We start from the raw sequence: 22,510 nt of genomic DNA on the forward strand, positions 1-22,510 counted from the left end.
GACGTTTTTCTTTGAGTAAAATATTGGGGACTCTTTATCATTTTTTAAGTCGTAACTTTCTATTGTTATAAAATAGGCGCCAGTAAACGGGCAATCGACTCTTTGGTTTTAATCATGCGGGTGCGGTCCAAATACATCATATAGGTTAATTCCGTCGAAAGCTTCATATCCCGGTGGAATAGTTCTGCAAGATCGGTGGATACTTTTTCATCGTAAATGAATGCATTCACTTCGAAATTCAATTTAAAGCTTCTGACATCGATGTTAGCAGTGCCGACGGTAGACGCTTTGTTGTCTGTAACAATCATTTTTGTATGCAGAAAGCCGTTGTCATAGATGAAGACGCGGGCTCCTGCGCGCAACATTTGGCCAGCGTAGGAATAAGTAGCCCAATAAACGAAAGGGTGATCGGGTTTGTTTGGAATCATAATCCGAACATCGATTCCTGACAAAGCCGCAATGCGGATAGCATCATAGAAACTGGCATCCGGTATAAAGTAAGGAGTTTGTATGTAGATATAATCGCGCGCCAAGTTGATGAGCTTCAAATAACCGTCCTTAATCTGTTCCCATTCTTCATCCGGTCCACTCGAAACAATCTGCATGGAAGTGTTTCCTGTTTCCTGTTTTACTGGAAAGTAAGCTTCGTCATATTCGATATCATGACGCGCAGATGCTTGGTTCCAGTCTCGGATGAAACGCGTCTGCAATGGGTAAAGGGCACTTCCAGTTATTCGCAGATGCGTATCCCGCCAATAGCCGAATTTTCGGCTAAGCCCTAAATATTCATCTCCGACATTAAAGCCGCCGAGATAACCGACGTCCCCATCAATCACCACGATTTTCCGGTGATTTCGGTAATTGAGCCGCGGATTGATAATCGGCAAGATGGAAGGGAAGAAGGTTTCGACTTCTCCGCCTGCCGCCGTGAGTTTCTTGAACAGGCGTTTGCTTATTCTTCTGGAACCCATATCATCATAAAGCAAGCGAACCTTAACGCCTTCTTTAGCTTTAAGAGTCAAAGCATCTACAATTCGGTTGCCCAGTTCGTCCAAACGGAAAATATAATATTGGATATGGATGTGATCAGTGGCATTTTCGATATCCTGAAGAAGCGAATTGAACTTTTTTCGACCATCATTAAAGATCTGCAAGTTGTTGTCTTGTGTCAACAAAGCTCCGTTGTTGCGAAGGTGGAGGTAAACCAAGTCCGTATAGTTTTTTGCATTGGGATCCTGAAATTCAAAACTGTTGTCATGCAGTTCGTTCATTTGCGTAGCGATCAAGTGTTCAATACCGACGCGTTTGCTGCCTTCCCATTTAAAAAGAGTTTTCTTGCGGAGCTGCCTTCCCAAAAGCAGGTAAATAAAGAATCCTAAAATAGGAATGAAAAATAGGACCAGCAGCCATGCCCATGTGGAAGAGGCATCCCGTCTTTCTAAGAAGACCAGAGCTGCTGCCAGAATAACGTTGAATATGAAAATCGCGGCAGTTAATACACTGAAAATAGTTACAGTCATTGTCATTCTCCTAACTTATCAATCTATGGGAGAAACCAAACCAATAAAATTAAGGGTTTCAAGCGGAATTACTCGCTTTTTCTTGGATAGTTCAAGTATAAACTACCCGGGTTATAGAGAGAAGAAACTAATGGTATAGAAAAAACTTCCTCTTGTCTGAAGGGAAAACTAAAAGATTTAAAAAAAGGTTCTCCGTCAAATGTTGGGGTGAGGTGAAAATCTCTTCACCCTAACCAACGTGAACTCCAATGTTCTTGTACTTGTGTGTCAAAAGTATTTTAGCACGGGCGCGTTCGAAATTCTGAAAACCGAACGCGTTCCGTTTGATGACTTTCGTCAGGTTATTGATGCCTTCCAGAAATCCGTTGGAATAAGGGAACGCAAAACTGTTCAAAATCTCGGTTTGCCAATTCCGGAACGTGCCGATGGCTTTCTGGAACTCCGGAATGCCGGACGCCGTCACCAGCTGATAAAATTCAAGTAAGCCTGTTCTGGTCTCGAGGAGCTCCTCGGGATCTCTTTTTTTGCTTGCCTGGAACCAGAGGCAATACGCTTCCTTCAGTTCGTAAGCTCGTTTGAGCTCATCGTCCATTTCGAGATATCGCTTCAAGTACCAACGGTCCTCTTCCGTTAACTTCGCGCTGTTTTTGTAAAAGACATAGCGCATCCGTTTGCCCTTTTTCCGATCATAGTCGTTCCAGTTTTTCTGTACGCGCCGCCGGACCCCATCCTGGGCCCAGTAGATGTACCGGCAGAAATGGAAGCGGTCGGCGATGATCACCGGTTTGCCAAGTGCTTGGCGGACCGCGGCCTTAAAGGAAGGGCTCATGTCCATGATGACGATTTTCACCGCTGCCCCGTGCTGTTGGAGGTACTGTTTGATGGTCGCTTTTTTCCGGTTGGGCAGGATATCGATCGGTTCTCTCGTTTCGCCATTGGCGATAATCAGCTGGTATTTTCCTTCCCGCGTGTCGCCTTTGTATTCATCAATGGCGATGACGTGCGGCAGTTTTGCGGTTTCCGCGACTTCCTGCAGCGCCACCCTGTCGAAACGCCGAACGATGGTCGAAGCGGAAGCGCCGTATTGCCCGGCCACTTCCTTGAATGTTTTCGCTTTGACGCTGCGCACCTGGACGGCCTGGTTCCACTCTTTGGAGAACCGCTGGTAACGCTCGATGAACGGGTTCTGTTCGGCGAACTTCTTACCGCACGCCCCACACACGTATCGTCTCTTTTTGTAGAACAGGTAGGTCAGGCGTTCAAACCACTTGAGGTGCTTGATCTTCTGGATTCGGTAATCATGGACGCGCCGGGTCTTCTCCTGGCAGCGCGGACACCGGTGTAGCTGCACCTCCAGCTCCACATGCAGGGCCACACGGTCCTCCACCTGTTCCATTTTTGTGATGATCACATCTTTTAAACCGGGAATATTCATGGTAAAATTCATGTGCACGCATCTCCTCTTTTTTTACTTGTTACTCGACATTTCAAGTATAAAAGAAGTTGGAGATTGCGTGCCTTTTTTTGGTTAAATTGTGTGAACACCCCAATATTTAGTGTAGAACCTAAAAAAACCGGCCTCCTGATAAAGCGAGGCCGGAAAAATCAACTTAAACGTTCTTCTTGTTTCAATTGTTCGACGATGCCTTCGACTTCCTGGCGGCTCATCTTTTCTTTTCCGGATTTCAATGCTTTCAACGTACTATGGGCTAAAGCTAACGGAACTTTACAGAACATGAGAATTCGTTTGTTTTTGATCGGCTTGACGTAAAGGTCTGCTTTTGCCAAATTGTCTTTAGCGTAGTTGAACATATCTTCGCGCGTCCAGCCTTCAGGAACAAACGTGACGCCCCGTTCGAAATCTTCATCGTAATTGCGCAGCATGTTGACAGCTTGCAATCCACGGCCGAAAGCAATGGCGTGGTCATCATTTGTTTCTGTTCCATCGTACCAGCGCCAGATATCCGAAAGCATCGTTCCGACAAGGCCAGCTACATAATACGTATATTCATCCAGGTCTTCTTTTGTTTTGATAACCCAGTCCTTTTCAACCCATTTGGCCATGCCCCCGGCCATGATGGCAGTGGACTCCATCACTTTTCCTCTTATTTCTTCAGGGCAGACACTGATCCAGTCAGCTAAACGCATAGTGACAGGGGGCAGGGATGCTTCATAAGGAGAAACGAGTTCCAAGTAGCGGATTTCATCAAAATCTGTAGCCAGCATTTCTTGAATGCTGCGCAGCAGGTTGATTTTCACTTGATCTTCAAGCTCCGGATGGTCTTCAATTTCATCAATCGCCCGCATACAAAGATAAGCAGAACCGACTGTTTTCTTTAAGGTAGATTCCAAAAAGCTGATTGGGATGAAAAAGGTCCGGCTTGTTTCTTTCAGCATAAGCAAGGACTCTTTCTGTAAATTCGAAACTTTGCTCATCTCAATTTCCTCCTGTTGTGGATTGACGTTTATTCTTCTTATGTACAAAAATTATCTGGTCTAAAAATGGCTTCCTACTAAATATAAACCATACAGGCGAAAAAACAAACGATTACCCATAAACGCCAACTTTTGAATAAAAAAATAGCCCCTTTGAACACATTTTTCATGCTCGTAAGGGGAAAGGTCAGTCGGTATGGAAATGGTTCCAGGCTTCCAAGATGCCTCCTGCATATTTTTCTTTGGCTCGGTAAATGAATGGATGTTCTGCTTGTGCAAGCAATTCCGGTTGAGCGTTCCCGACGATGACAGATGGAAAACCCATCGTGAGCATTTCAACGTCATTTCCGGAATCACCAGCTACCAGCAATTTGGATTCGGCTAGTTGGTATTTGTCCAGAATATATTGAAGGGCTTGTCCTTTTCCGCTTCCTGGAGGAAGAACATCGACATCGCGGCCGCCGCTGTAAACGAGTTTATGTGGAATTTCGGCTCTATTCAGTGCTGAGCGAAATGCTTCCACAATAGCGGAATCGGACGTGATATAAGAACAGCGGTTAGTTAAAGGAAGATCTTGGGGAGTCAGCCCAGGTATGCGCTTGGCGATCTCCTTTACTTTTTCAGGCTGCCACCTTTCCTTCAGCTGTTCTGCCCATTCCAAATCTGCTTCCAATGATTGGCCTGTGTAAATGCCAGTCCCGACGTCTGTAACCAGTACGTGAGGAACTGGTAAATTCTCTTCTTTTATCAAAGACAAGGCGGATTCATAATAGCGCCCAGTAATGTAAACCAGTGAAACCTTGTAGGTCTGGCTGTCGTAGAAGTCCAGCAATGCTTTTAAATTGCCTTTATCACCGACCAGCGTCCCGTCCAAATCTGTTGCTAACAAATGCGTTGCTCCGTGCACCAATGATCACCTCATACAATGAATTTATCCGATTGGAAATTGAGTCCCAATCAAAGTCTTTACGGGCTATTTGTACCGCTTGTCGGCTTAAACGTTCAGTCAAAAGAGTATTTGCTGATAAAACACCCATGGCGATCGCCAAATCGATTTCGTTTTCTGTTTCGACCAGTAAGCCGGTAACGCCGTTTTGGACAACATTCTTCAAACCGCCGACATCTGATGCAATCACCGGACTGCCGCAAGCCTGGGCTTCCGCGGCAACCATTCCAAACGATTCGTAGAAGCTTGGTACGATTGTAGCTGTAGCTGAATTGAATAGCAACGCCAACTGTTCCTGAGACTGTGGCCCGATGAATTCTACCATGTCTTCGATGCCTCTAACGGCTTCCCGTAATTTTTTATCTCTAGGCATTTTAGTTTCCAGGTCAATAGCTTCTGCATCTCCTCCTGCAATAACCAGATGTGGAGTATTAGAAGAATCATTTTTTTCCACCAACAACTGAAAAGCTTTTAACAAAGTGAAAATGCCTTTGGTTACTTCCAATCTTCCGGCAAAGACAAAGAGGGGATTGCTGTAGCCAAATTTTTTGCGCAAATGCGCCCGGTTGCCACGCACTTTAAATGCCTGGTCCACTCCGATGGGGATAACTTTGATGGGAGAAGGAGAATCAACAAATCTTTTAATCAGCTGCTTTTCGTTGTTGGTAGTGGCCAAGACCTGATCAGCATTTTTTAAAATTGCTTTTTCCGCATTGATGCGGCGCTGGTCATGGACTCCCGTTGCTTTTTCTTTTGCCCAGCCGAGTGAATGCGCAGTATGCACATAAGGCAGACCGAAGTCTTTCTTCAATTTTTTCCCGATTAGTCCTGATAACCAGTAATGGGTATGGGCAATGTCATAAGAATCAATATCTACCATGCTCTTCAACTCTTCGTAAAAAGCAGGGAGCATAGAATACATTTCGTCCTTAGAAACGAATCCTCTATGTCCAGCCTCAAGTCTAATGACGCGGCATGAATTTCCGAATTCTTCTATTTGAGGTGCTGAGGAATCGCACCAATGAGTTGCTACATCTACCTGCCAACCTTTATCTTCTAATGCAAGTGCTAGTTGTTTTACGTAATTATTTTGGCCGCCGGCTTGCTTTCCGCCTAACTTAGCCAGTGGATCGCCATGATCCGAAATAAATAATGCTTTTTTACTCATCAGAGCTCAACTCCTTTTCATCGTCCTGATGTCCCTAATAAAACAGAGACTGCTTTACTGTTATACCCGTATTAAATAAATGTTAAACATCGTATTTCGAATTTTCCTTTTTTTAAGATAACATGAAAATCAGCAAAAAACAGCAGAGGGTTAATCTCGCTGTTTTTTGCTGGAAATTGAATGGCGCTGTTTCTATAACTGACTAAATCTATGGCTCCATGGGATATTCCTTTTTTCTCTCTGTAACAGACTTTCTTTATTTTGTATGGACATACTTTCCGTAAGCAGGCACCGCTGTCTTCTGGAAGTTTTCCGCGAGTGAAACCAATCCTTTGGCGAGTGCCGCCCCTTTCATTGGTTTGCCGTGCCCAGTTGCTGCGATAGACGGTTGGAGGTCCGCCAGTTTGCAGACAGATTCCCAAGCAGCACGCCAATTTGTCGTTAAATAGACCGGGGGACCGTGAACTTCTTTTTTCTGGCGTATCACTTTGTAGAGGGAATCCTGTTTAACCGTTACAAAAGCATCTCCAGCAATCAGAACGCGACCTTGTTCCCGGAACAAGGAAACGTGTCCTTCTGAATGGCCAGGCGTATGGATCCATTGCCAGCCAGACATACCCGGCACACTGCCATCTGAAGGCAATTCATGAAGGTGGGCCGTGATATCGATGGCCTTAACGGGGAACATCTTCGACATTTTTGCGACCATGCCACCTTCCACAGACGAATCAGGCTGTGGATAGTCGGTGATGCCTTTCAAATACGAATATTCAAGCGGATGTGCGTAAACCGGTACTTTGTACTGTTCCAGAATATCAATCAGTCCGCCGACATGATCAAAATGGCCATGGGTTAAAATGATGGCTTTCAATTGATGGTCAGGCCCAAAGCGGTTCTCTGCCGCCTTGAGGATTTTTTTTGCGGAATGCGGCATGCCTGCATCGACCAATACCCATTCGTTGCTGACTTCGGGGTTGCCGATAAAGAAGACATTCGCGATTTGTACGGTATAGCAGTAAACATCAGGGGTCATTTCGATTCCCGATCCGCTTCGAATGGACGTCATAGGCAAAATGCTTTCAGTTGCTGAACTTCTTTCCATAAGACTGATTCCTCCTCTTAAAAACTTCCGTTTACTTTCTAGTATGTTAAGCTTTACCCCAAAAACTAACATTTGAATCCGTTGACGGACAAATTCATGGAATAGGTTTGAGTCTCCTTGCTTACTGGATTAGAATGAAGACACAAGTCTTTGTGAAACTGGGTGTTTAAATGAAATCATTGATTATTATTGGATCAGGAATACTAGGGGCTTCTGCTGCATATCATGCGGCTAAAGCCGGAGCACAAGTACTATTGATAGATCGGGGCGACAAAGGGCAAGCTACGGGAGCGGCGGCAGGAATTGTCTGTCCATGGATTTCGCAACGGCGAAACAAAGCGTGGTACGGACTGGCAAAGGGCGGTGCCAAATATTATCCGGAACTGATTCGTGAGCTGGAAGCTTTAGGGGAAACGGATACGGGTTATAAGCAAGTGGGAATCGTCAGTATCCATGAAGACAGCAAGCTGGATAAGATGGAGCAAAAAGCTCATGAACGGCGTGTAGATGCACCGGAAATGGGGGACATCCAGCGGTTGTCGCCGGATGAAACAAGAGAGCTCTTTCCATTTGCAACGGAAGAATATGGTTCGTTGTGGGTCAGCGGTGCCGCACGTGTCGATGGCCATGCCATTCGCGATGCGTTGATTTCAGCAGCTGTAAAACTGGGAGCGCGACGCCTGACAGGCAATGCGGAATTGCTTATCGAAGAATCACAGGTGATAGGGGTCACCATAGGCGGGGAACGTTTGCTGGTAGATCGGGTCGCTTCAACAGGAGGCGCCTGGGCAGCTGACTTGTTCAAGCCTTTGGGGTTGGATTTGGACATTGTTCCTCAGAAAGCCCAAATCCTTCATTTGCAGGCGGAAGGACAGCCGACCGGCAACTGGCCGGTTGCAATGGTTCCTTACGGCCAATACATCGTCCCTTTTGATGACGGAAGAATCGTGGCAGGAGCCACACATGAAAATGGCGCCGGTTTTAATGAGAAATTGACGGCAGGCGGCATGCACCACATTCTCGATAAAACATTGGAAGCAGCTCCAGGGCTTGCGGGGACTGAAATCGCGGGAGCGGCTACAGGCTTCCGCCCAGCAACGACAAGTGCCTTGCCCTTTATCGGACGAGTGCCGGGACAGCCCAACTTTTTTGCAGCCAATGGTCTGGGAGCTTCAGGGTTGACCGCTGGACCTTACCTGGGAGGACAACTGGCAAAGCTGATGCTGGGGGAACCTGTTGATATCGATTTGAGTCTTTATCAAGTAGAAGAAGCAATCAAGAGCTGAAAAGGGGGCGGACAGCTATGTATTGGTGCAAGATTGCCCGGACGCAAGCTGAATTCGATGAGATTGCACGCCTGAATTATGAAACCTTTGTCGAAGAAATTCCCCAACATGAGAAGGAAGCCAGTGGTATGCGCACCGATCCTTTCCATGAGCAGAACACCTACCTGATTGTATTGTCGGGGACGGACCTTGTGGGTATGATTGCGCTGCGTTCTGAGCGTCCTTTTTCTCTGGATCTGAAAATCGGGAAAGTTGAAGCATTGTTGCCGGACGTCGGCCGCATCTGTGAAATTCGCCTATTGGCAGTCCGTAAAGAACACCGCAACGGCCGTGTCTTTTTCCTTTTAGCCAGCGCATTATCCGATTTCTGCCTGGAGCTGGGCTTTGACTCGGCAGTCATTTCCGGAACGACTCGGCAATTGAAGCTGTATGGCCAATTGGGTTTTCGGCCATTTGCGGATCCGGTTGGAAAGGGTGAAGCCATCTTTATTCCAATGGTCACCACTGTAAGCCAATACAACGCTTCTGTCGCAGCAAGGCTGCAGGTGAAACGCCGGTTGTTCGTCCCTGGACCTGTCGCATTAACTGCGCAGCTGGGGGAACCTTTTCAACAACCGCCGGTTTCCCACCGGTCAGCGGCTTTCCACAACATTCGGAAGGAAGTGGACCGCTTGCTCTATGGCATGGCAGGCTCGACGCCTTATTTGCTCGCTGGAAGCGGAACCTTGGCCAATGAAGCGATGCTTTCACAAATCAAGCGGCTGGACGCTAAAGGTCTGGTTCTGGTAAACGGGGAATTTGGCAGGAGACTGGCCAATCAGGCAGAACGCCTCAACTTGGATTTTAAAGTGAAGGAAGAAGTCTGGGGCCAGGCATTTGATTTTGACATGATAGCGGAACAGCTGGGTGCGGAAGGGTATGGCTGGGTGCTGATGGTTCATGGTGAAACCTCAACCGGCCAACTGAACGATTTTCGTCGGTTGGCGAATGTCTGTAAACAGCAGAAGATCCGGCTATGTCTGGACTGTATCAGCAGTTTTGGCGCATTGCCATTTTCGTTGGAAAATGTCTGGATGGCGACCGCGGCAAGCGGCAAGGCCATCGGAACAATGAGTGGAATCGCCATCGTCTTTGCCCACCATGAGATTCAACCGGATCCCAACTTGCCGAGCTATTTGGATTTGGGACTTTATTTCGCCAATATTCCGTTTACGTTTCCTGCCAGTTTGCTGGAAAGCCTGAAGCGGGCATTAGGCGCTTACCCCTTGCGCTGGGAGCTTTTGGAGCGGCGCTTCAGGCAGCTGGAAGCAGATACAAAGGAATGGCCTGTGCTGGCTGCCGGTTACCCGACATCCCGGACTTTCCAGACAACAACCAACACTGAATTTTTGGCTCAGGATGCCCATTTATCAGGATTTGAGCTTCATTCAGCAAGTGGTTATTTGAGGGAACGTGGTCTTTTCCAGGTATCCTGCATCCAGCCGGAATTTGAAAAAGACTGGGCGCAGTTCCTGGAATTCCACGATTGTTATCAGCGTTATCATACAACAGCAAAAGCCCGCCATAGTTGATGGCGGGCTTTTGCTATGCGGTCATTTGCTCATAGACTTTCAGGATGAGCGTTTTGTGTGGCGAATCGGGCATGGGCTGGATCAGCTCTTTAGCGATTGTGACATGCTTTAGCGCCAATTCATTTTGGCCAAGCTCTGCATAAACCAGTGCCAGATAAGCGTCTTTTTCATAATGAACCGATAAATCATAAGGGTGGTGCAAGAACTCCCAAAGCTTATGTTTATTCAGCCATATCAAAGCATCTTCGAACTGTTCAAGCCCGTACAAGGCTTTTCCTTTTTCCAATGCGAATAAAAAGATGCTGTCTTCCGGATGTTTTTCCAAGTTCTTTTCAACTAAAGCCATGGCTTTTTCGTAGTCGTGAGCAAAAGAATTCAGGTAATGGATTTCAAGGGCATCCGCAACCGCGTTGATTTCTTCGTCATCGGTAAAATCAGCGAACAGGCGAAGCTTGGAAATGTAGAAATCCTTATTGACGATATCTCCGTTCAAGATAGCCTGAAACCCAGCCAAGCGATAAAGCGCATCAATTCGGTAAAACAGCTGTTGTTCTTTGGAGTAAGTGATGGCTTCTTCCATTAAACGTTTCGAGTTTTCTCCATCTCCGACAGCTGAGTAAAGAATAGACTCGTAATAATCAAAATCCAATTTCTTCAAGGGATCCAACATGCCGGTGCGTTCTTCAAAAGTGCTCCGGGATTCCTGGATGATGGTCAGGGCTTCCTTATAGCGATGTTCTGTGAAAGCCATTAATGCCCGGAAAATGTAAAGGTCAGCACTTTGATTGATCATGTGCAGGCTTTCGTAAATTTCTTCAGCCTGTGCTAAAGGGATTTGCCAATCATTCTGCTTGGTATGGTAGCTGCAACGGCTGTAGATTTCAAGGAGCCGTGCAGATTCGTAGCGAAAAGGCAGTTTGTCAATATAAGGTTTTATTTTGCCGGCAATTTTTTTGTACTTTATGATCAGCTCATTGCTGATCATTTCTTGCGTATAAAGTTGTTCAATCTCTTTTAATAAATCTCGCAATTCATGGGTCGGAATGTCTGCCAGCAATTCGTTTCGGTCCACTTCCAAGCGTTCAGCTATATAAGCAAGGCTTTCCATGGAAGGGTTTGCCTTATTGTTTTCAATCAAACTCAGCATGCCTTTTGTCAGCTGGTCGCCTGCCAGAGCCTGCAGTGTTAATCCTCTTTGTTTGCGTAAATTTCGGATGCGTTCACCCAAAGTAGCCATTAACTCACCTGTCCTTTCGATAGTTTAATTATATTAAACTTTTTATTGCAATGCTAGTTTTCTCGTGTTATATTTTGTTTAATTAAATTAAACTTTCACTGGGGAGTGGAAAAGAATGAATGAGGCAGCACGCATCAAACAAGCAAGTTATCATCTGTATACGTTTACAGCCAGCAAGTTGATTTCGACATTCGGCAGTTCTGTCTACGCATTTGGCATCAGTTTATACGTATTGGCGTTAACTGGATCAGCTGCGAGTTTCGCGATTAATTTGATCTGCAGCATTTTGCCGCGATCGCTACTGGCGCCTTTTGCAGGGTACACCGCGGATAAGTATTCGAAAAAAACCATCGTCGTTCTGTCTCAAGTGGTCAGTATGCTGTCAGTTGCAGGATTGCTCATTTACAGCCTGCTGAATGGCTTATCACTGACGGCCATTTACACAACGACTGCGCTGCTGTCCATCAGTTCTATGTTTACCGGTGTCACATTTTCTTCTTCAATCGCCAATCTGATTGACCCAGACCGAATCCAACGGGCAATGGGCTTTAACCAATCAGCGATTTCCATCGCTGCAATCGGTGGGCCGGTGGTCGGTGGCATGCTCTTTGGATTTGTTTCGATGAATGTCTTTTTAATGATCCAAGTGTCAGCTTATGCGATTGCGGTTCTGCTGGAGTCGACAATGAACTTCAAGTTGTACACCGTCCGCGCTGAACGAGCAGTAGGCGAAGCGACAAAGACCATGATGACAGAAATGAAAGAAGGATTCTCTTATTTAAAATCCAATCGCGTCATAACCGTTATTGTAACGGTTGCTATTGGCATCAATTTCTTTTTCTCCTCTATGATGATCGGTTTGCCCTTTATCGCAGTTCAGCAATTAAATGTAAAAGCCACGCATTTTGGGATGATTGAAGCGATGATCGCAGTAGGGATGCTGGCAGCTTCCATCTATTTTTCAATCAGCAAGGAAGTGAGATTTCCTTTGCTGTTTGCTAAGAGGGGAATACTGGGGATGTCCGTGTTGCTTGCGGGGATGGCAATTCCTTTAATTGTTGGCATGTCCTATGGGGTAATGGTCGTTTATTTCCTGTTGCTCATGCTGACTTTCGGTATGACAAACGTGTTTGTCAACACGCCGATTGGTGTCATGATGCAGAAAGATGTGGATGAGGAATACCGCGGTCGTGTTTTCGGCATTCTCGAATCGATGGCGATGGCTATGATGCCGCTCGGTTATCTTTTATTCGGCTTGCTGTATGATGTGGTGCCGGCAGAATATGTGGTAGGGGCAAGCAGCTTTTGCCTTATTGTGTTAACCGGATACTTGATGCGCCCGTCCGTTCTTAAGGAAGCCCATCCGGAGCTGCAAAAGAATCTTTCAAATCAGCCAGAACCTCTGTGAAAACAGAAGTTCTGGTTTTTTATTGGCAGGTTTATTTTGTAAGAATAAGGGAAAAACGTAAAACAATCTGAAATAAATAGTTGGAGGGATAAAATGGAGAAAAATAAACCTGAAAATATACCCGCGCAGGAACAGGAACGGCAACCGGGATTTGAATCGGAAATGGAGCCGAAACCTGATTTTAAAGGAAATTTGGCCGGACAGGCACAGCGGCTGCCGAATAAGACAGCTTTAATAACCGGTGGCGATAGCGGAATCGGCCGTTCAATTGCGCTTGCTTTCGCTAAAGAAGGAGCAGATGTGGCAATTGCTTATCTGGATGAACACGAGGATGCTGAAGAGACGAAGAAATTTGTCGAACAGGAAGGACGCCGTTGCCTGTTGATTTCAGGAGATTTGGGAGATGAATCCTTCTGCCAAGAAGCGGTCGGAAGAGTGGTCGATGAATTCGGAAAATTGGATATCCTGGTCAATAACGCAGCAGAACAGCATGTCCAGGAATCTTTGAAGGATATTACTGCCGAGCAGTTAGAGCGGACATTCCGCACCAATGTATTCAGTATGTTCCACCTGACAAAAGCCGCACTGGATCATCTGAAGGCTGGCGCATCCATTATCAATACGACATCCATTACAGCTTTTCGCGGAGAGCCGACGTTGATCGATTATTCCTCGACCAAAGGAGCCATCCTGGCTTTTACACGCGCGTTGTCAGGCTCACTTGTAAAAGAAGGAATCCGAGTCAATGCCGTAGCGCCGGGACCTATCTGGACCCCGCTGATTCCGGCATCTTTTGATGCAGAAACGGTAGAAGGGTTTGGCAGCGACTCGCCGATGCAGCGCCCGGGACAACCGGACGAACTGGCGCCCGGCTATGTCTACCTGGCATCCGACGACTCCTCTTACGTAACTGGCCAGGTCCTGCACATAAACGGAGGATCACCTTACTAAGGAAAAGCGGAAGCTGCCGCACAGCTCCGACAGGCGTAAGACGATCTGGCGAAGCGGCGTACTTTGCCGCATAGCCAGAGTGGCTTACGACCCGAGGAGCTGGCAGCTGGAGTCTGGACAATGAAGAAAAGCGGAAGCTGCCGCACAGCTCCGCCCACTATAAGCACCGTATAAAAAAATAGGTCTGCATCTTCTCAGATGCAGACCTATTTTTATGCGCTTCTTTTTAGAATCTATCAAAACCGAAAATATATATTATTAAATACCTATGATTATTGTCTAGAACACCTCTTTTGTGGGTAGCCCATTACTAAGGATACACAGCCGGTTAAAAAGGGGAGGTGTCGAGTATGGGGACGGAAGAGCGGAGTACGCCGTTGAAAAAGCATATTTGGAGTTTGGTGATTTTGAATTTCCTTGATGGCTTTTTGACGTATATGGGCCTTTCTTTTGGCGCCATTACAGAGGCCAACCCACTGCTGGCTTCCTTTTCTCCACTGGCTCTCCTGGTGACTAAATTCCTGTTGTCCCTGTGCCTATTCGGCTTTCTGTATACACCGTTTGTCCGCATACAATCCCGCAACTGGCGCTACACCCTCATTTTAGTCAATACACTTTACTCCCTCATACTCCTTCTTCATTTATTCTGGCTATTGATTTTATTTACCTGACAGATCAGATCCGCTAGCTATTGAACATAAAAAAAGGCGTCGCGGAAAGCGACGCCTCAGACTGAAGACAAAGTCTTTACAAAATGAATAGTGGTGCATACCCCCCAACCGGTCCGGCCACTTCGCGTTCCGTGGGCTCAGCTTCAGTCTCCTCGTCACTGCGTTCCTGCGGGGTCTTCAGCTTCCGCTGTCCCACAGGAGTCTCGGTGGCCAGCCCGATCGGGGACGTGCAGCTCCAATCAAAGAAAAGGGCTTGCTAGTCAGGATCCGCAAACCATCGTCTCAATAAACTTGATAACTCCTTCATACAAAGATCCGTAGCGCAAGGCGGCGTCTCCTGCGGAAGAACGGAGTGATGAGACCCCGCAGGAGCTTGCGACGAGGAGGCTCAGCGCTTCGTCCGCGGAAAGCGTCCGTCTGGAGCGCAGGATCCGGCATAACGATGCCCGTTCGGCTATTCATTCTAGAAATAACATAAATATTCTTTTGTCTACAAGCTCAGGCGTCGCGGAAAGCGACGCCTTTTCTTTATTGTGGTAAATAAAGCGGCTGTCCATTTAAACAGGGGCGCCGGCTTTTTCGGTCGTGCGCAAAGTTTTATTGGAAGCTTTGTAGAGAACAATCAAGAGAATGCTGGCCAGGGCGAGAGCTGCAGACAGATAATAGATACTGCCAGCTTGGATGGTCAAGAGCCAGGTGAAGGACAACGGGCCGATGATGCGGCCGAGATTGTCCATGGAATACGTCATGCCTGCAGCTGTGCCGTATTTGCCGCCCGATTCTTTTGACGTCAACGATACTAATGCTGTCCGTGCCAACGCATTTCCAGCCGTAAAGATACTGAGTGCAACACCGGCAAAGACCAGGCTGCTGGTAAAGGGAAGAATCACCAATCCAAGAGCGGTGACGACTTGTGCGCCGATGATCCATTTCGTTTCGGTGCCGTCTTTAATGCGGCGAACGACACCGCCTTGGATGGCAGCATCCACAAATCCGCTGGCCATAAACAAATAACCAAGTTGAAGCGGCGTGATTTCAATTTGATCGATTTGAAATAATTGAAAAGTCGATTCCAATCCCGCGAGCAGAAACGTCACCATGAAAGAAAACAGGAACAGATAACGGATGCGGAATTGCCAAAGCGTACTGGAGCCTTTGGGCAAAAGGGCACGCTTCACCGCTTCACCTTTGCGGACCGGTTCTTTTAAAACCAGGCTCGCATAACCCATCAGCAATAAGATCAGAACTGCGGAAGCCGTAAATGGCAAGGACAGCGACACGGCTCCCAGCAGACCGCCGATTGCAGGTCCGAAAATAAAGCCGAGGCCAATGGACATGCCAAGCAGGCCCATGTATTTATTGCGCTCTTCATTTGTTGTGATATCTGCTACATAACCGGTAACAGCTGTATACAGTGCGCCAGAGAACAGACCGCCGACAATTCGTGAAGCATAAAGCAGCACGAGGTTATCAAGAAAAAGCGAAAACAGGAAGAAGCTCAAGCTGAATCCGGCCAAGCCTAGAAGAATCAGTTTCTTGCGGCCGGTTTTATCAGATAGCTTGCCCCAAAGCGGCGCTGTGAAAAAGGAAGACAACGCATAAATAGTGATCAAGCCACCAACGTGAATTTCCGAGTATCCTTGCTGGACGATGACTTCGGGTAAAATAGGTATGATAATGCCGAATCCCAGGTAAACGAAAAACTGGACAGACATCAGAAGTAGAATAGTTTTTTTCATAATAAGGAATTCCTGCTTTCTCAAAAGAATATGCCCTCATTTTACCCTTGTTTCAACGTTAGGACAATGACATAAAAAAGAGGCCCATTTCTGGGCCTCTTAGCGCTTCATCATTATTTATTCAATTTTACCCGCTGGAGGCGCAAAGCATTCATGACAACCGATACGGAACTGAACGCCATCGCTGCACCAGCAAGCCATGGAGCCAGAAAACCGGCTGCGGCAATCGGGATGCCGATGGTGTTGTAAGCAAGGGCCCAGAATAGGTTCTGTTTAATATTCCGGACGGTCAACCGGCTCATCTGTACCGCATCGACCACTCTCAATAAATCGCCCTGCATCAAAGTAATATCAGCAGCTTCCATGGCGATGGCTGTTCCTGTGCCCATCGCCATGCCGACATCAGCGCTTGCTAACGCAGGAGCATCATTCAATCCATCGCCTGCCATGGCGACGCGGCGGCCTTGGCCTTGGAGTTTCAAAACGACATCCGCTTTTTCGGCAGGCAGGACGCCGGCAAATACTTCATCGATTCCGACTTGTTTGGCGATGGCTAAAGCTGTCCGTTCTTGGTCTCCAGTAAGCATGACCACGTGAAGTCCCATGTTCTTCATTTCCTGAATCGCTTGCTTCGCTGTTTCCTTGATGGTGTCAGCAACGGCGATCAAGCCGGCATACTGTCCATCAACTGCCATGAACATAACGGTTTTGCCATCCCGTTCCATCGCTTCAGCTTTGGTTTCATCTACTGCATGCCCGTCCATCAAACGGCGATTGCCCATGACCACTTCATGGCCACTAACCACAGCACGGATGCCGTGTCCGGGCACCGCTTTGAAAGAATCGACATTCAAGTTAGCTTCGCCAAATTCGGAAATAGCTTGAGCTACAGGGTGTTCAGATTGGCTTTCGGCACTGGCTGCCAGGTTTTTTAAGTTTTCCAGATCAAATCCATCTGCTGGGATAAAGTCCGTTACCACTGGACGGCCATTGGTGATGGTGCCTGTTTTATCCAAGACAATGGTATCGATATGCTTCGTATTTTCCAGGGATTCGGCTGTTTTAAACAAAACGCCTTGTTCAGCAGCTCGTCCGGATCCCGCCATGATTGAAGTTGGTGTTGCCAAACCAAGTGCGCAAGGGCAGGCGATGACCAGCACTGCAATGGTGCTTTCAAGGGCAGCCGCAAAATTGCCGGGTGCAACTAGGAAATACCAAACCATGAACGTGATAATGGCAATTCCCACAACAATCGGAACGAAGATGCTGGAAATCTGATCAGCGAGCCGTTGGATTGGTGCTTTGGAACCTTGCGCCTGTTCGACGACGCGGATGATGTTTGACAAGACGGTATCTTTTCCAATTTTATCGGCACGTACACGCAAAGAACCATTGGAATTAACGGTGGCCGCAAAGACGGCATCGCCTTGTTCCTTATCGACCGGCAAGCTTTCACCGGTCAACATGGATTCATCAACAGCTGAGTTGCCGGAAAGGACGGCGGCATCAACCGGGATGGATGCACCCGGTTTAATCAGCAGGATGTCTCCAGTTTTAACTTCGGAAATCGGCAAACTGATGAAATCATCGCCGCGTTCAACTAATGCATGCTGCGGCTGCAGCTTCATCAGCTTTTTAATGGCATCGGAAGAACGTCCTTTAGCTCTTGCTTCAAAAACTTTTCCTAAAATGATCAACGTGATCAGGACAGCGCTGGTTTCGAAGTACAATCCCATATTATGGCCCATATTCCAATTGGCTAAAACCAGGTAGACGCTATAGAAGTAAGCAGCGGATGTTCCGAGTGCGACCAGGACATCCATATTTGCTGATTTGTTTTTTAGAGCAAAATACGCACCTTTATAGAAAGAAGCGCCTATCCAAAATTGGACTGGTGTAGCCAACGCCCACTGCACGAGTGGATTCATGAGGATATCCGGTACATACATCCAGGATGTAAAAGAGAAATGGCTGAACATGGTCCACAGCAATGGAAAGGAGAGGGCAGCTGAAATCCAGAACAAACGGGTTTTCTTTTTTATTTCCTGTTGTTTATGGTCCGTTGCTTCATCGCTTTCCTGATTAAGGACTGCGTCATAGCCGAGCGATTGGATCCGCTTAACAAAATCTTCTGGAGTGACGGTGCCGGGATTATACAAAACATGACCGGTTTCCATTGCCAAGTTAACGTTGGCCAGTTGAACGCCCTCCATTTTATTCAATACTTTTTCAATGCGGGCAGAACAATTGGCGCACGTCATGCCTTGGATTGAAAAATCGATTTCTTCCTGTTGGACACCATAGCCCAATTGCTCCACTTTCTTCTGCATATCGGTCATCGAGGCCTGTTCATCATCGTAGACTACAGATGCTTTTTCGGTAGCAAAATTGACGCTGGCTGCTGAAACGCCGGGTAATTTTTGGAGGCCTTTCTCTACGCGGTTGGCGCAGGCAGCACAGGTCATACCGGTAATGGCCACTTCCGTTTGTTTAGTACTCATCACAATCCCACCTTTTCCATCGGCATATACCTAATGGGGGTATATTATTTTCAAAAAAATAACCGCGTTTCCGCAGTTATTCACTTAAAGTAGCTACATCGTATCCTTGATCTTCGATTGCTTCTGCAATTTGGCTAACTTCCACTGCGGAAGCGTCATAAGCGATATCTACTGAACCATTTTCCAAAGAAACTTCTACTTTATCGATTCCTGGCAATGCCATCACGCTGTCTTTTACTGAGCTGACACAATGTTGGCATGACATGCCGCTGACTTGCAAGTTGATTTGTTCTTTCAAAGTGAATTCCTCCTTGTTATTTACGCATCATTTTTTGAATCGTGACTAACAGTTCGTCCAAAACTTCTTCTTCGCCATTTTCAAGGCGATCTTTGACACAGCCTTTTAGATGGCCTTCAAGCAGCACTTTCGTGACACTGTTCAATGCTGACTGAGTAGCCGCGAGCTGCGTGATGATATCATCACAATAAACATCTTTATCTATCATACCTTTTATGCCCCGGATCTGGCCTTCCACACGATTGAGCCGAGTGGTCAAATCGCGTTTCACAGAAGGAGGATGATGGCTTTTTCGGCAAGATGCATCGAGTGCAATGGTTTCTTCGATCAATTCGCTCATCTGAAGATCCTCCCATACTTAATTTCTAATTCGATTATACCTCACAGGGGTATGTGAATCAAGAGATTTACACATCCTTATTATTTGTCATCAAAATGATAAGTTTAAAATCCTGAAATGATGGTATTATATGCATAGACACAGAAAAGTCAATAATAATACTTCTGCCTGTGAAACATGGCAGTTTGAAATACGTCTTTATAAGTACTAGAAATGACAAAGAGGTGATATGGATGGCGAAAAATGTAGATGTTCGCAGCATTGTTTCAAATTTATCGAAACTGGGAATCCAAGCAAAAATCACAAAATCTCGCGTGGAATTAATAAAAGCGATTGCCTTGCCTCAACCGATTCAAGCGCAGTCTCAACAATAATAAAACTCCGACGCACGGCGTCGGAGTTTTTTATTTTTTATTTTTATCGAACATATAGTTCTTATGATGGAACTTCATACTGAAGACAATTCCGAGCGCCAGCATATTCCCGATCAATGAACTGCCTCCGTAACTGATAAAAGGCAAAGGAATTCCTGTAATCGGCAAAAGCTGGATAGTCATTCCGATGTTTTGGAATACGTGGAACGTCACCATGGCGATGATTCCTGCGCATACATAAGTGCTGAATGTATCTTTAAACTGCAAGGTGATTTTGGTCAAATGATAGATCAACATGAAGAACAGGATAATCACTGCGCTGGCTCCGATAAATCCGAAGTCTTCCGATATAACAGTAAAGATAAAGTCCGTATGGTTTTCTGGAACATAAACTTGGCGCCCTTGGTAGCCTTTGCCGAAGACTTCTCCTGAACCGATGGCATTCATCGCAGCAATCAGGTTATATCCACCGGATTCCGCATAGGAATAGGGATCAAGCCACGTATAAATTCGTTCGAACATATAAGGTTTTAACCCAAAAGCATTGGACAGGAAGTCTTGTGCGTTGATGGTCATCCATAACAGTAATCCGCCGATGACCGCGACTCCTCCGAAACTTGGTACAATGATCTTCCAGGAGATTCCTGAAACAACGACGATAGCCAATGTAATGGCAATAAACACGAGTGCAGTACCAAGGTCGGGCTGAAGCAGGATAAAACCGAGCGGAATCCCTACACAAAGAGCGATTTTTCCGAGTAAATAAAAGTCGGATTTGATGGTTTTCAGCAGGTTTTGCTCGTGATGGGAAGAAATCATTTTTGCCAATGCCAATATATAGAAGGTTTTCATGAACTCCGCTGGCTGGATATTGACGAATGGCGTATGGAACCATGCTTTGGCGCCGTTGACCGGTTCGGCGATCTGACCGACACCGTCTGGCGATATCATCAACAGGATCAGCAGCAAGATGCCGAAGCCGTATAAATAATAAGCCATTTTCTTATATTGTTCAGGATCGAAATACATTAAAACGCCAATCATGCCCACAGAAATAATGTAAAATAAAGCTTGTCGCGGAACAAAATTCGTTAAATATTGCCCTGAAGTCTGGGCAGAAGAAATAGCCACTAAACTGACGATGAAGAAGAGGAATAAAATGAAAGCCAGCGACCAATCGATTCGGTCGGTGAAGCTTTTGTTAGTTTGCATGTATTTTCACCTGTACTTTTTATTATTATGAGTCGCACTATATTATAACGTATAAATCTGTAATATGCGCATGACAAAAGTAATGACGCAATTAGAGCAGAGATGTTTCATATTTACTCATTTTGGACGTATAATAGAAAATGGAATGGAGGTGGGGATATGGTGAAGAAACCGCTGAACGCGGATGCTTACATACAGCATTTATATATTTATTTGAACGAATCCGATCATTTTGCCTTATTCAGTGGACTTACCTTCGCCCATTTTTTGGACGCCATGAAATTGCCTAAAAACCTGTTATTGTTGAAGCACCCGTATGAAGATGCCTCTTTCAACATGCATACCCATATGGAATTTGCTACGCAAGAAGAGTTTGGGCAGCTGCGGAAAGCACGTGCAAACAAAAAAAGCGAGTTCTGCTGGGTCGATTTTAAAAACGAAAAACAATTGAACTCCCTGACGCCTCAAGAACAAGCGGAATTGCTGTATATCGGCCATAAAAAAGAACCGGTTAAATCGCCGTTCTATGCCACGCTGCAAAATGAATTTGTCTATCTGTCCAGCGAAGAAGAAGAAACCACAAAAATATACTTCCGCAATTTAGAACGCCTGAATGAGCTTGTCGGAAATTATTTTACGTATTTGATTCGGCGCGAAGAAAACGGACAAAATTTTTGGCGCCGAAAATCAAAAGACCTGATTCCTGAATTGCCTACCGACATCCTGAAATCCTTGAAAAAGAATTACAGAGAAGGCGTACTCATTTCATTGGTGGACCCCGAAAAAACAAAAAATACAATCGAGTTGCATATCCGGCCGGTCGAGGAGATTTCCTTTTTGGATGAATTCTGGTCCGACATCGAGGAATACACCAAACAAGGGATTTCGCGAAAAATCATTTATGACAGAAAACAGAAAGTGTGGCAATGATACCTGGAAACAGGTATTATTTTTTTGGGCTGACAATAAGCCCGCGGTCAGAGAAAACGTAATCTGCAAATGAAAGAAGGCAATTAGATGGCTTGGATTTACCTTATGATTGCAGGGATAACGGAAATTATTTGGGCGATCGGCTTGAAACTGGCTGATGGTTTTACCAATGTTGTTCCTTCTATTGTCACATTGATTTTTATTGTCATCAGCTTTCTGCTGTTCGCTATAGCCATGAAGACCATTCCCATCGGTACAGCTTATGCGGTTTTTACAGGCATTGGGGCTGCAGGCACGGCGGTTCTCGGCATTTGGTTATTTGATGAGAATGCAAGTTTGGAAAAGCTGTTCTTTTTAGGCTTGCTGCTGTTCGGAATCATCGGTTTAAAGGTAATGGATGGAAAAGAAGCTTCCGGTAAGGGCGTGGAATCATGATGGCTTGGTTGATTTTGATTGCCGCTGGATTATTTGAAGTGGCTTTTGTCACCACAATGAAATTATCGGATGGTTTTAAAGTGAAATTCTATACAGTCTTGACCATTTTATCTGGTGCACTCAGCTTTTATTTGCTGTCCCTCGCTTTGACGACGATTGCATTGGGGACAGGCTATGCTGTATGGACCGGCATTGGAGCGGCGGGCAGTGTCTTGGTCGGCATGCTGTTCTTTAAAGAAAGCCGGCAACCGGCGAAAATGTTTTTCCTGTCCTGCATCATTGCAGGTGTAGCCGGTCTGAAAATATTCGGCGGCTGACAGGAAAAAATTATTAGTCACCGTAGGTTCGTGATAAACTAAGCAATATGGAAAATGAAATGAGGTTT

The 22,510-nt window shown here is 46.1% G+C and carries 21 protein-coding genes; 9 read left to right on the forward strand and 12 right to left on the reverse strand.

Annotated features, from left to right (window positions below; all coding sequences use genetic code 11):
* Nucleotides 1–65: 65 nt before the first annotated feature.
* The 6 genes from cls to H9630_RS11145 all read right to left on the reverse strand — a co-directional run bounded on the left by cls (nt 66) and on the right by H9630_RS11145 (nt 7,172).
* Nucleotides 66–1,520 (reverse strand): cardiolipin synthase, encoded by a 1,455-nt coding sequence (cls, locus tag H9630_RS11120; protein WP_191715550.1) that lies wholly within the window; start codon nt 1,518–1,520, stop codon nt 66–68.
* Between the two features lie 229 nt (nt 1,521–1,749).
* Nucleotides 1,750–2,973 (reverse strand): ISL3 family transposase, encoded by a 1,224-nt coding sequence (locus H9630_RS11125; protein ID WP_191715551.1) that lies wholly within the window; start codon nt 2,971–2,973, stop codon nt 1,750–1,752.
* Between the two features lie 152 nt (nt 2,974–3,125).
* Nucleotides 3,126–3,956: a squalene/phytoene synthase family protein gene (locus H9630_RS11130; protein ID WP_191715552.1), complete on the reverse strand. Its 831-nt coding sequence runs from the start codon at nt 3,954–3,956 to the stop codon at nt 3,126–3,128.
* A 187-nt stretch (nt 3,957–4,143) separates the two neighbouring features.
* Nucleotides 4,144–4,845, reverse strand: a complete 702-nt coding sequence (locus H9630_RS11135; RefSeq protein ID WP_191715553.1) for an HAD-IIB family hydrolase — start codon at nt 4,843–4,845, stop codon at nt 4,144–4,146.
* Nucleotides 4,808–6,070, reverse strand: coding sequence for a glycosyltransferase (locus H9630_RS11140; RefSeq protein ID WP_191715554.1), 1,263 nt, complete (start codon nt 6,068–6,070; stop codon nt 4,808–4,810). Before H9630_RS11140 ends, H9630_RS11135 begins: the two co-directional genes overlap by 38 nt.
* 256 nt (nt 6,071–6,326) lie before the next feature.
* Nucleotides 6,327–7,172 carry an MBL fold metallo-hydrolase gene (locus H9630_RS11145; RefSeq protein ID WP_191715555.1) on the reverse strand — a complete coding sequence of 282 codons (846 nt, stop codon included), beginning with the start codon at nt 7,170–7,172 and terminating at the stop codon, nt 6,327–6,329.
* 170 nt (nt 7,173–7,342) lie between these two features.
* Here H9630_RS11145 and H9630_RS11150 point away from each other — a divergent pair, with 170 nt between their 5' ends.
* Together H9630_RS11150 and H9630_RS11155 are read left to right on the forward strand one after the other, a co-directional pair.
* A complete protein-coding gene (locus H9630_RS11150) occupies nt 7,343–8,458 on the forward strand; it encodes an NAD(P)/FAD-dependent oxidoreductase (protein ID WP_191715556.1) in 1,116 nt (371 codons plus the stop codon).
* Nucleotides 8,459–8,475: 17 nt separating this feature from the next.
* On the forward strand, nt 8,476–10,029 hold the full coding sequence (locus H9630_RS11155; protein WP_191715557.1) for an aminotransferase class V-fold PLP-dependent enzyme: 1,554 nt from the start codon (nt 8,476–8,478) through the stop codon (nt 10,027–10,029).
* A 13-nt stretch (nt 10,030–10,042) separates the two neighbouring features.
* Here the strand turns inward: H9630_RS11155 and H9630_RS11160 are convergent, their stop codons facing one another.
* On the reverse strand, nt 10,043–11,266 hold the full coding sequence (locus tag H9630_RS11160) for a helix-turn-helix domain-containing protein (RefSeq protein WP_191715558.1): 1,224 nt from the start codon (nt 11,264–11,266) through the stop codon (nt 10,043–10,045).
* 115 nt (nt 11,267–11,381) lie between these two features.
* Here H9630_RS11160 and H9630_RS11165 point away from each other — a divergent pair, with 115 nt between their 5' ends.
* The 3 genes from H9630_RS11165 (at nt 11,382) to H9630_RS11175 (ending at nt 14,296) form a co-directional block, all read left to right on the forward strand.
* Entirely contained in the window at nt 11,382–12,674 is a 1,293-nt protein-coding gene (locus tag H9630_RS11165; protein ID WP_191715559.1) for an MFS transporter, read from the forward strand.
* Between the two features lie 93 nt (nt 12,675–12,767).
* The gene (locus H9630_RS11170; protein ID WP_191715560.1) at nt 12,768–13,625 is read left to right on the forward strand and encodes an SDR family oxidoreductase; all 858 of its coding nucleotides are present in this window, start codon (nt 12,768–12,770) and stop codon (nt 13,623–13,625) included.
* A gap of 350 nt (nt 13,626–13,975) precedes the next feature.
* Complete coding sequence (locus H9630_RS11175; protein ID WP_191715561.1) at nt 13,976–14,296, forward strand: DUF5658 family protein; 321 nt, start codon at nt 13,976–13,978, stop codon at nt 14,294–14,296.
* A gap of 557 nt (nt 14,297–14,853) precedes the next feature.
* On the opposite strand, the gene H9630_RS11180 is transcribed toward H9630_RS11175, so the two are convergent.
* The 4 genes from H9630_RS11180 to H9630_RS11195 form a co-directional block, all read right to left on the reverse strand.
* On the reverse strand, nt 14,854–16,035 hold the full coding sequence (locus H9630_RS11180) for an MFS transporter (RefSeq protein WP_191715562.1): 1,182 nt from the start codon (nt 16,033–16,035) through the stop codon (nt 14,854–14,856).
* A gap of 113 nt (nt 16,036–16,148) precedes the next feature.
* A complete protein-coding gene (locus H9630_RS11185) occupies nt 16,149–18,536 on the reverse strand; it encodes a heavy metal translocating P-type ATPase (protein ID WP_191715563.1) in 2,388 nt (795 codons plus the stop codon).
* Nucleotides 18,537–18,612: 76 nt separating this feature from the next.
* On the reverse strand, nt 18,613–18,834 hold the full coding sequence (gene copZ / locus H9630_RS11190; protein WP_191715564.1) for a copper chaperone CopZ: 222 nt from the start codon (nt 18,832–18,834) through the stop codon (nt 18,613–18,615).
* Nucleotides 18,835–18,850: 16 nt separating this feature from the next.
* Nucleotides 18,851–19,174, reverse strand: coding sequence for a metal-sensitive transcriptional regulator (locus H9630_RS11195; protein WP_191715565.1), 324 nt, complete (start codon nt 19,172–19,174; stop codon nt 18,851–18,853).
* Nucleotides 19,175–19,407: 233 nt separating this feature from the next.
* Here H9630_RS11195 and H9630_RS11200 point away from each other — a divergent pair, with 233 nt between their 5' ends.
* Nucleotides 19,408–19,548 (forward strand): Lmo0850 family protein, encoded by a 141-nt coding sequence (locus tag H9630_RS11200; protein ID WP_191715566.1) that lies wholly within the window; start codon nt 19,408–19,410, stop codon nt 19,546–19,548.
* A 30-nt stretch (nt 19,549–19,578) separates the two neighbouring features.
* Here H9630_RS11200 and H9630_RS11205 read toward each other — a convergent pair whose 3' ends face one another.
* Nucleotides 19,579–20,760 (reverse strand): FtsW/RodA/SpoVE family cell cycle protein, encoded by a 1,182-nt coding sequence (locus H9630_RS11205; RefSeq protein ID WP_191715567.1) that lies wholly within the window; start codon nt 20,758–20,760, stop codon nt 19,579–19,581.
* A 159-nt stretch (nt 20,761–20,919) separates the two neighbouring features.
* Here H9630_RS11205 and H9630_RS11210 point away from each other — a divergent pair, with 159 nt between their 5' ends.
* The 3 genes from H9630_RS11210 (at nt 20,920) to H9630_RS11220 (ending at nt 22,442) form a co-directional block, all read left to right on the forward strand.
* Complete coding sequence (locus H9630_RS11210) at nt 20,920–21,690, forward strand: hypothetical protein (protein WP_191715568.1); 771 nt, start codon at nt 20,920–20,922, stop codon at nt 21,688–21,690.
* 87 nt (nt 21,691–21,777) lie between these two features.
* Nucleotides 21,778–22,125, forward strand: a complete 348-nt coding sequence (locus tag H9630_RS11215) for a DMT family transporter (RefSeq protein ID WP_191715569.1) — start codon at nt 21,778–21,780, stop codon at nt 22,123–22,125.
* Nucleotides 22,125–22,442, forward strand: coding sequence for a DMT family transporter (locus H9630_RS11220; RefSeq protein ID WP_191715608.1), 318 nt, complete (start codon nt 22,125–22,127; stop codon nt 22,440–22,442). Before H9630_RS11215 ends, H9630_RS11220 begins: the two co-directional genes overlap by 1 nt.
* Nucleotides 22,443–22,510 lie beyond the last annotated feature (68 nt).

Origin of the sequence: Planococcus wigleyi, assembly GCF_014836985.1 — a bacterium.
Taxonomy (GTDB): domain Bacteria; phylum Bacillota; class Bacilli; order Bacillales_A; family Planococcaceae; genus Planococcus; species Planococcus notacanthi.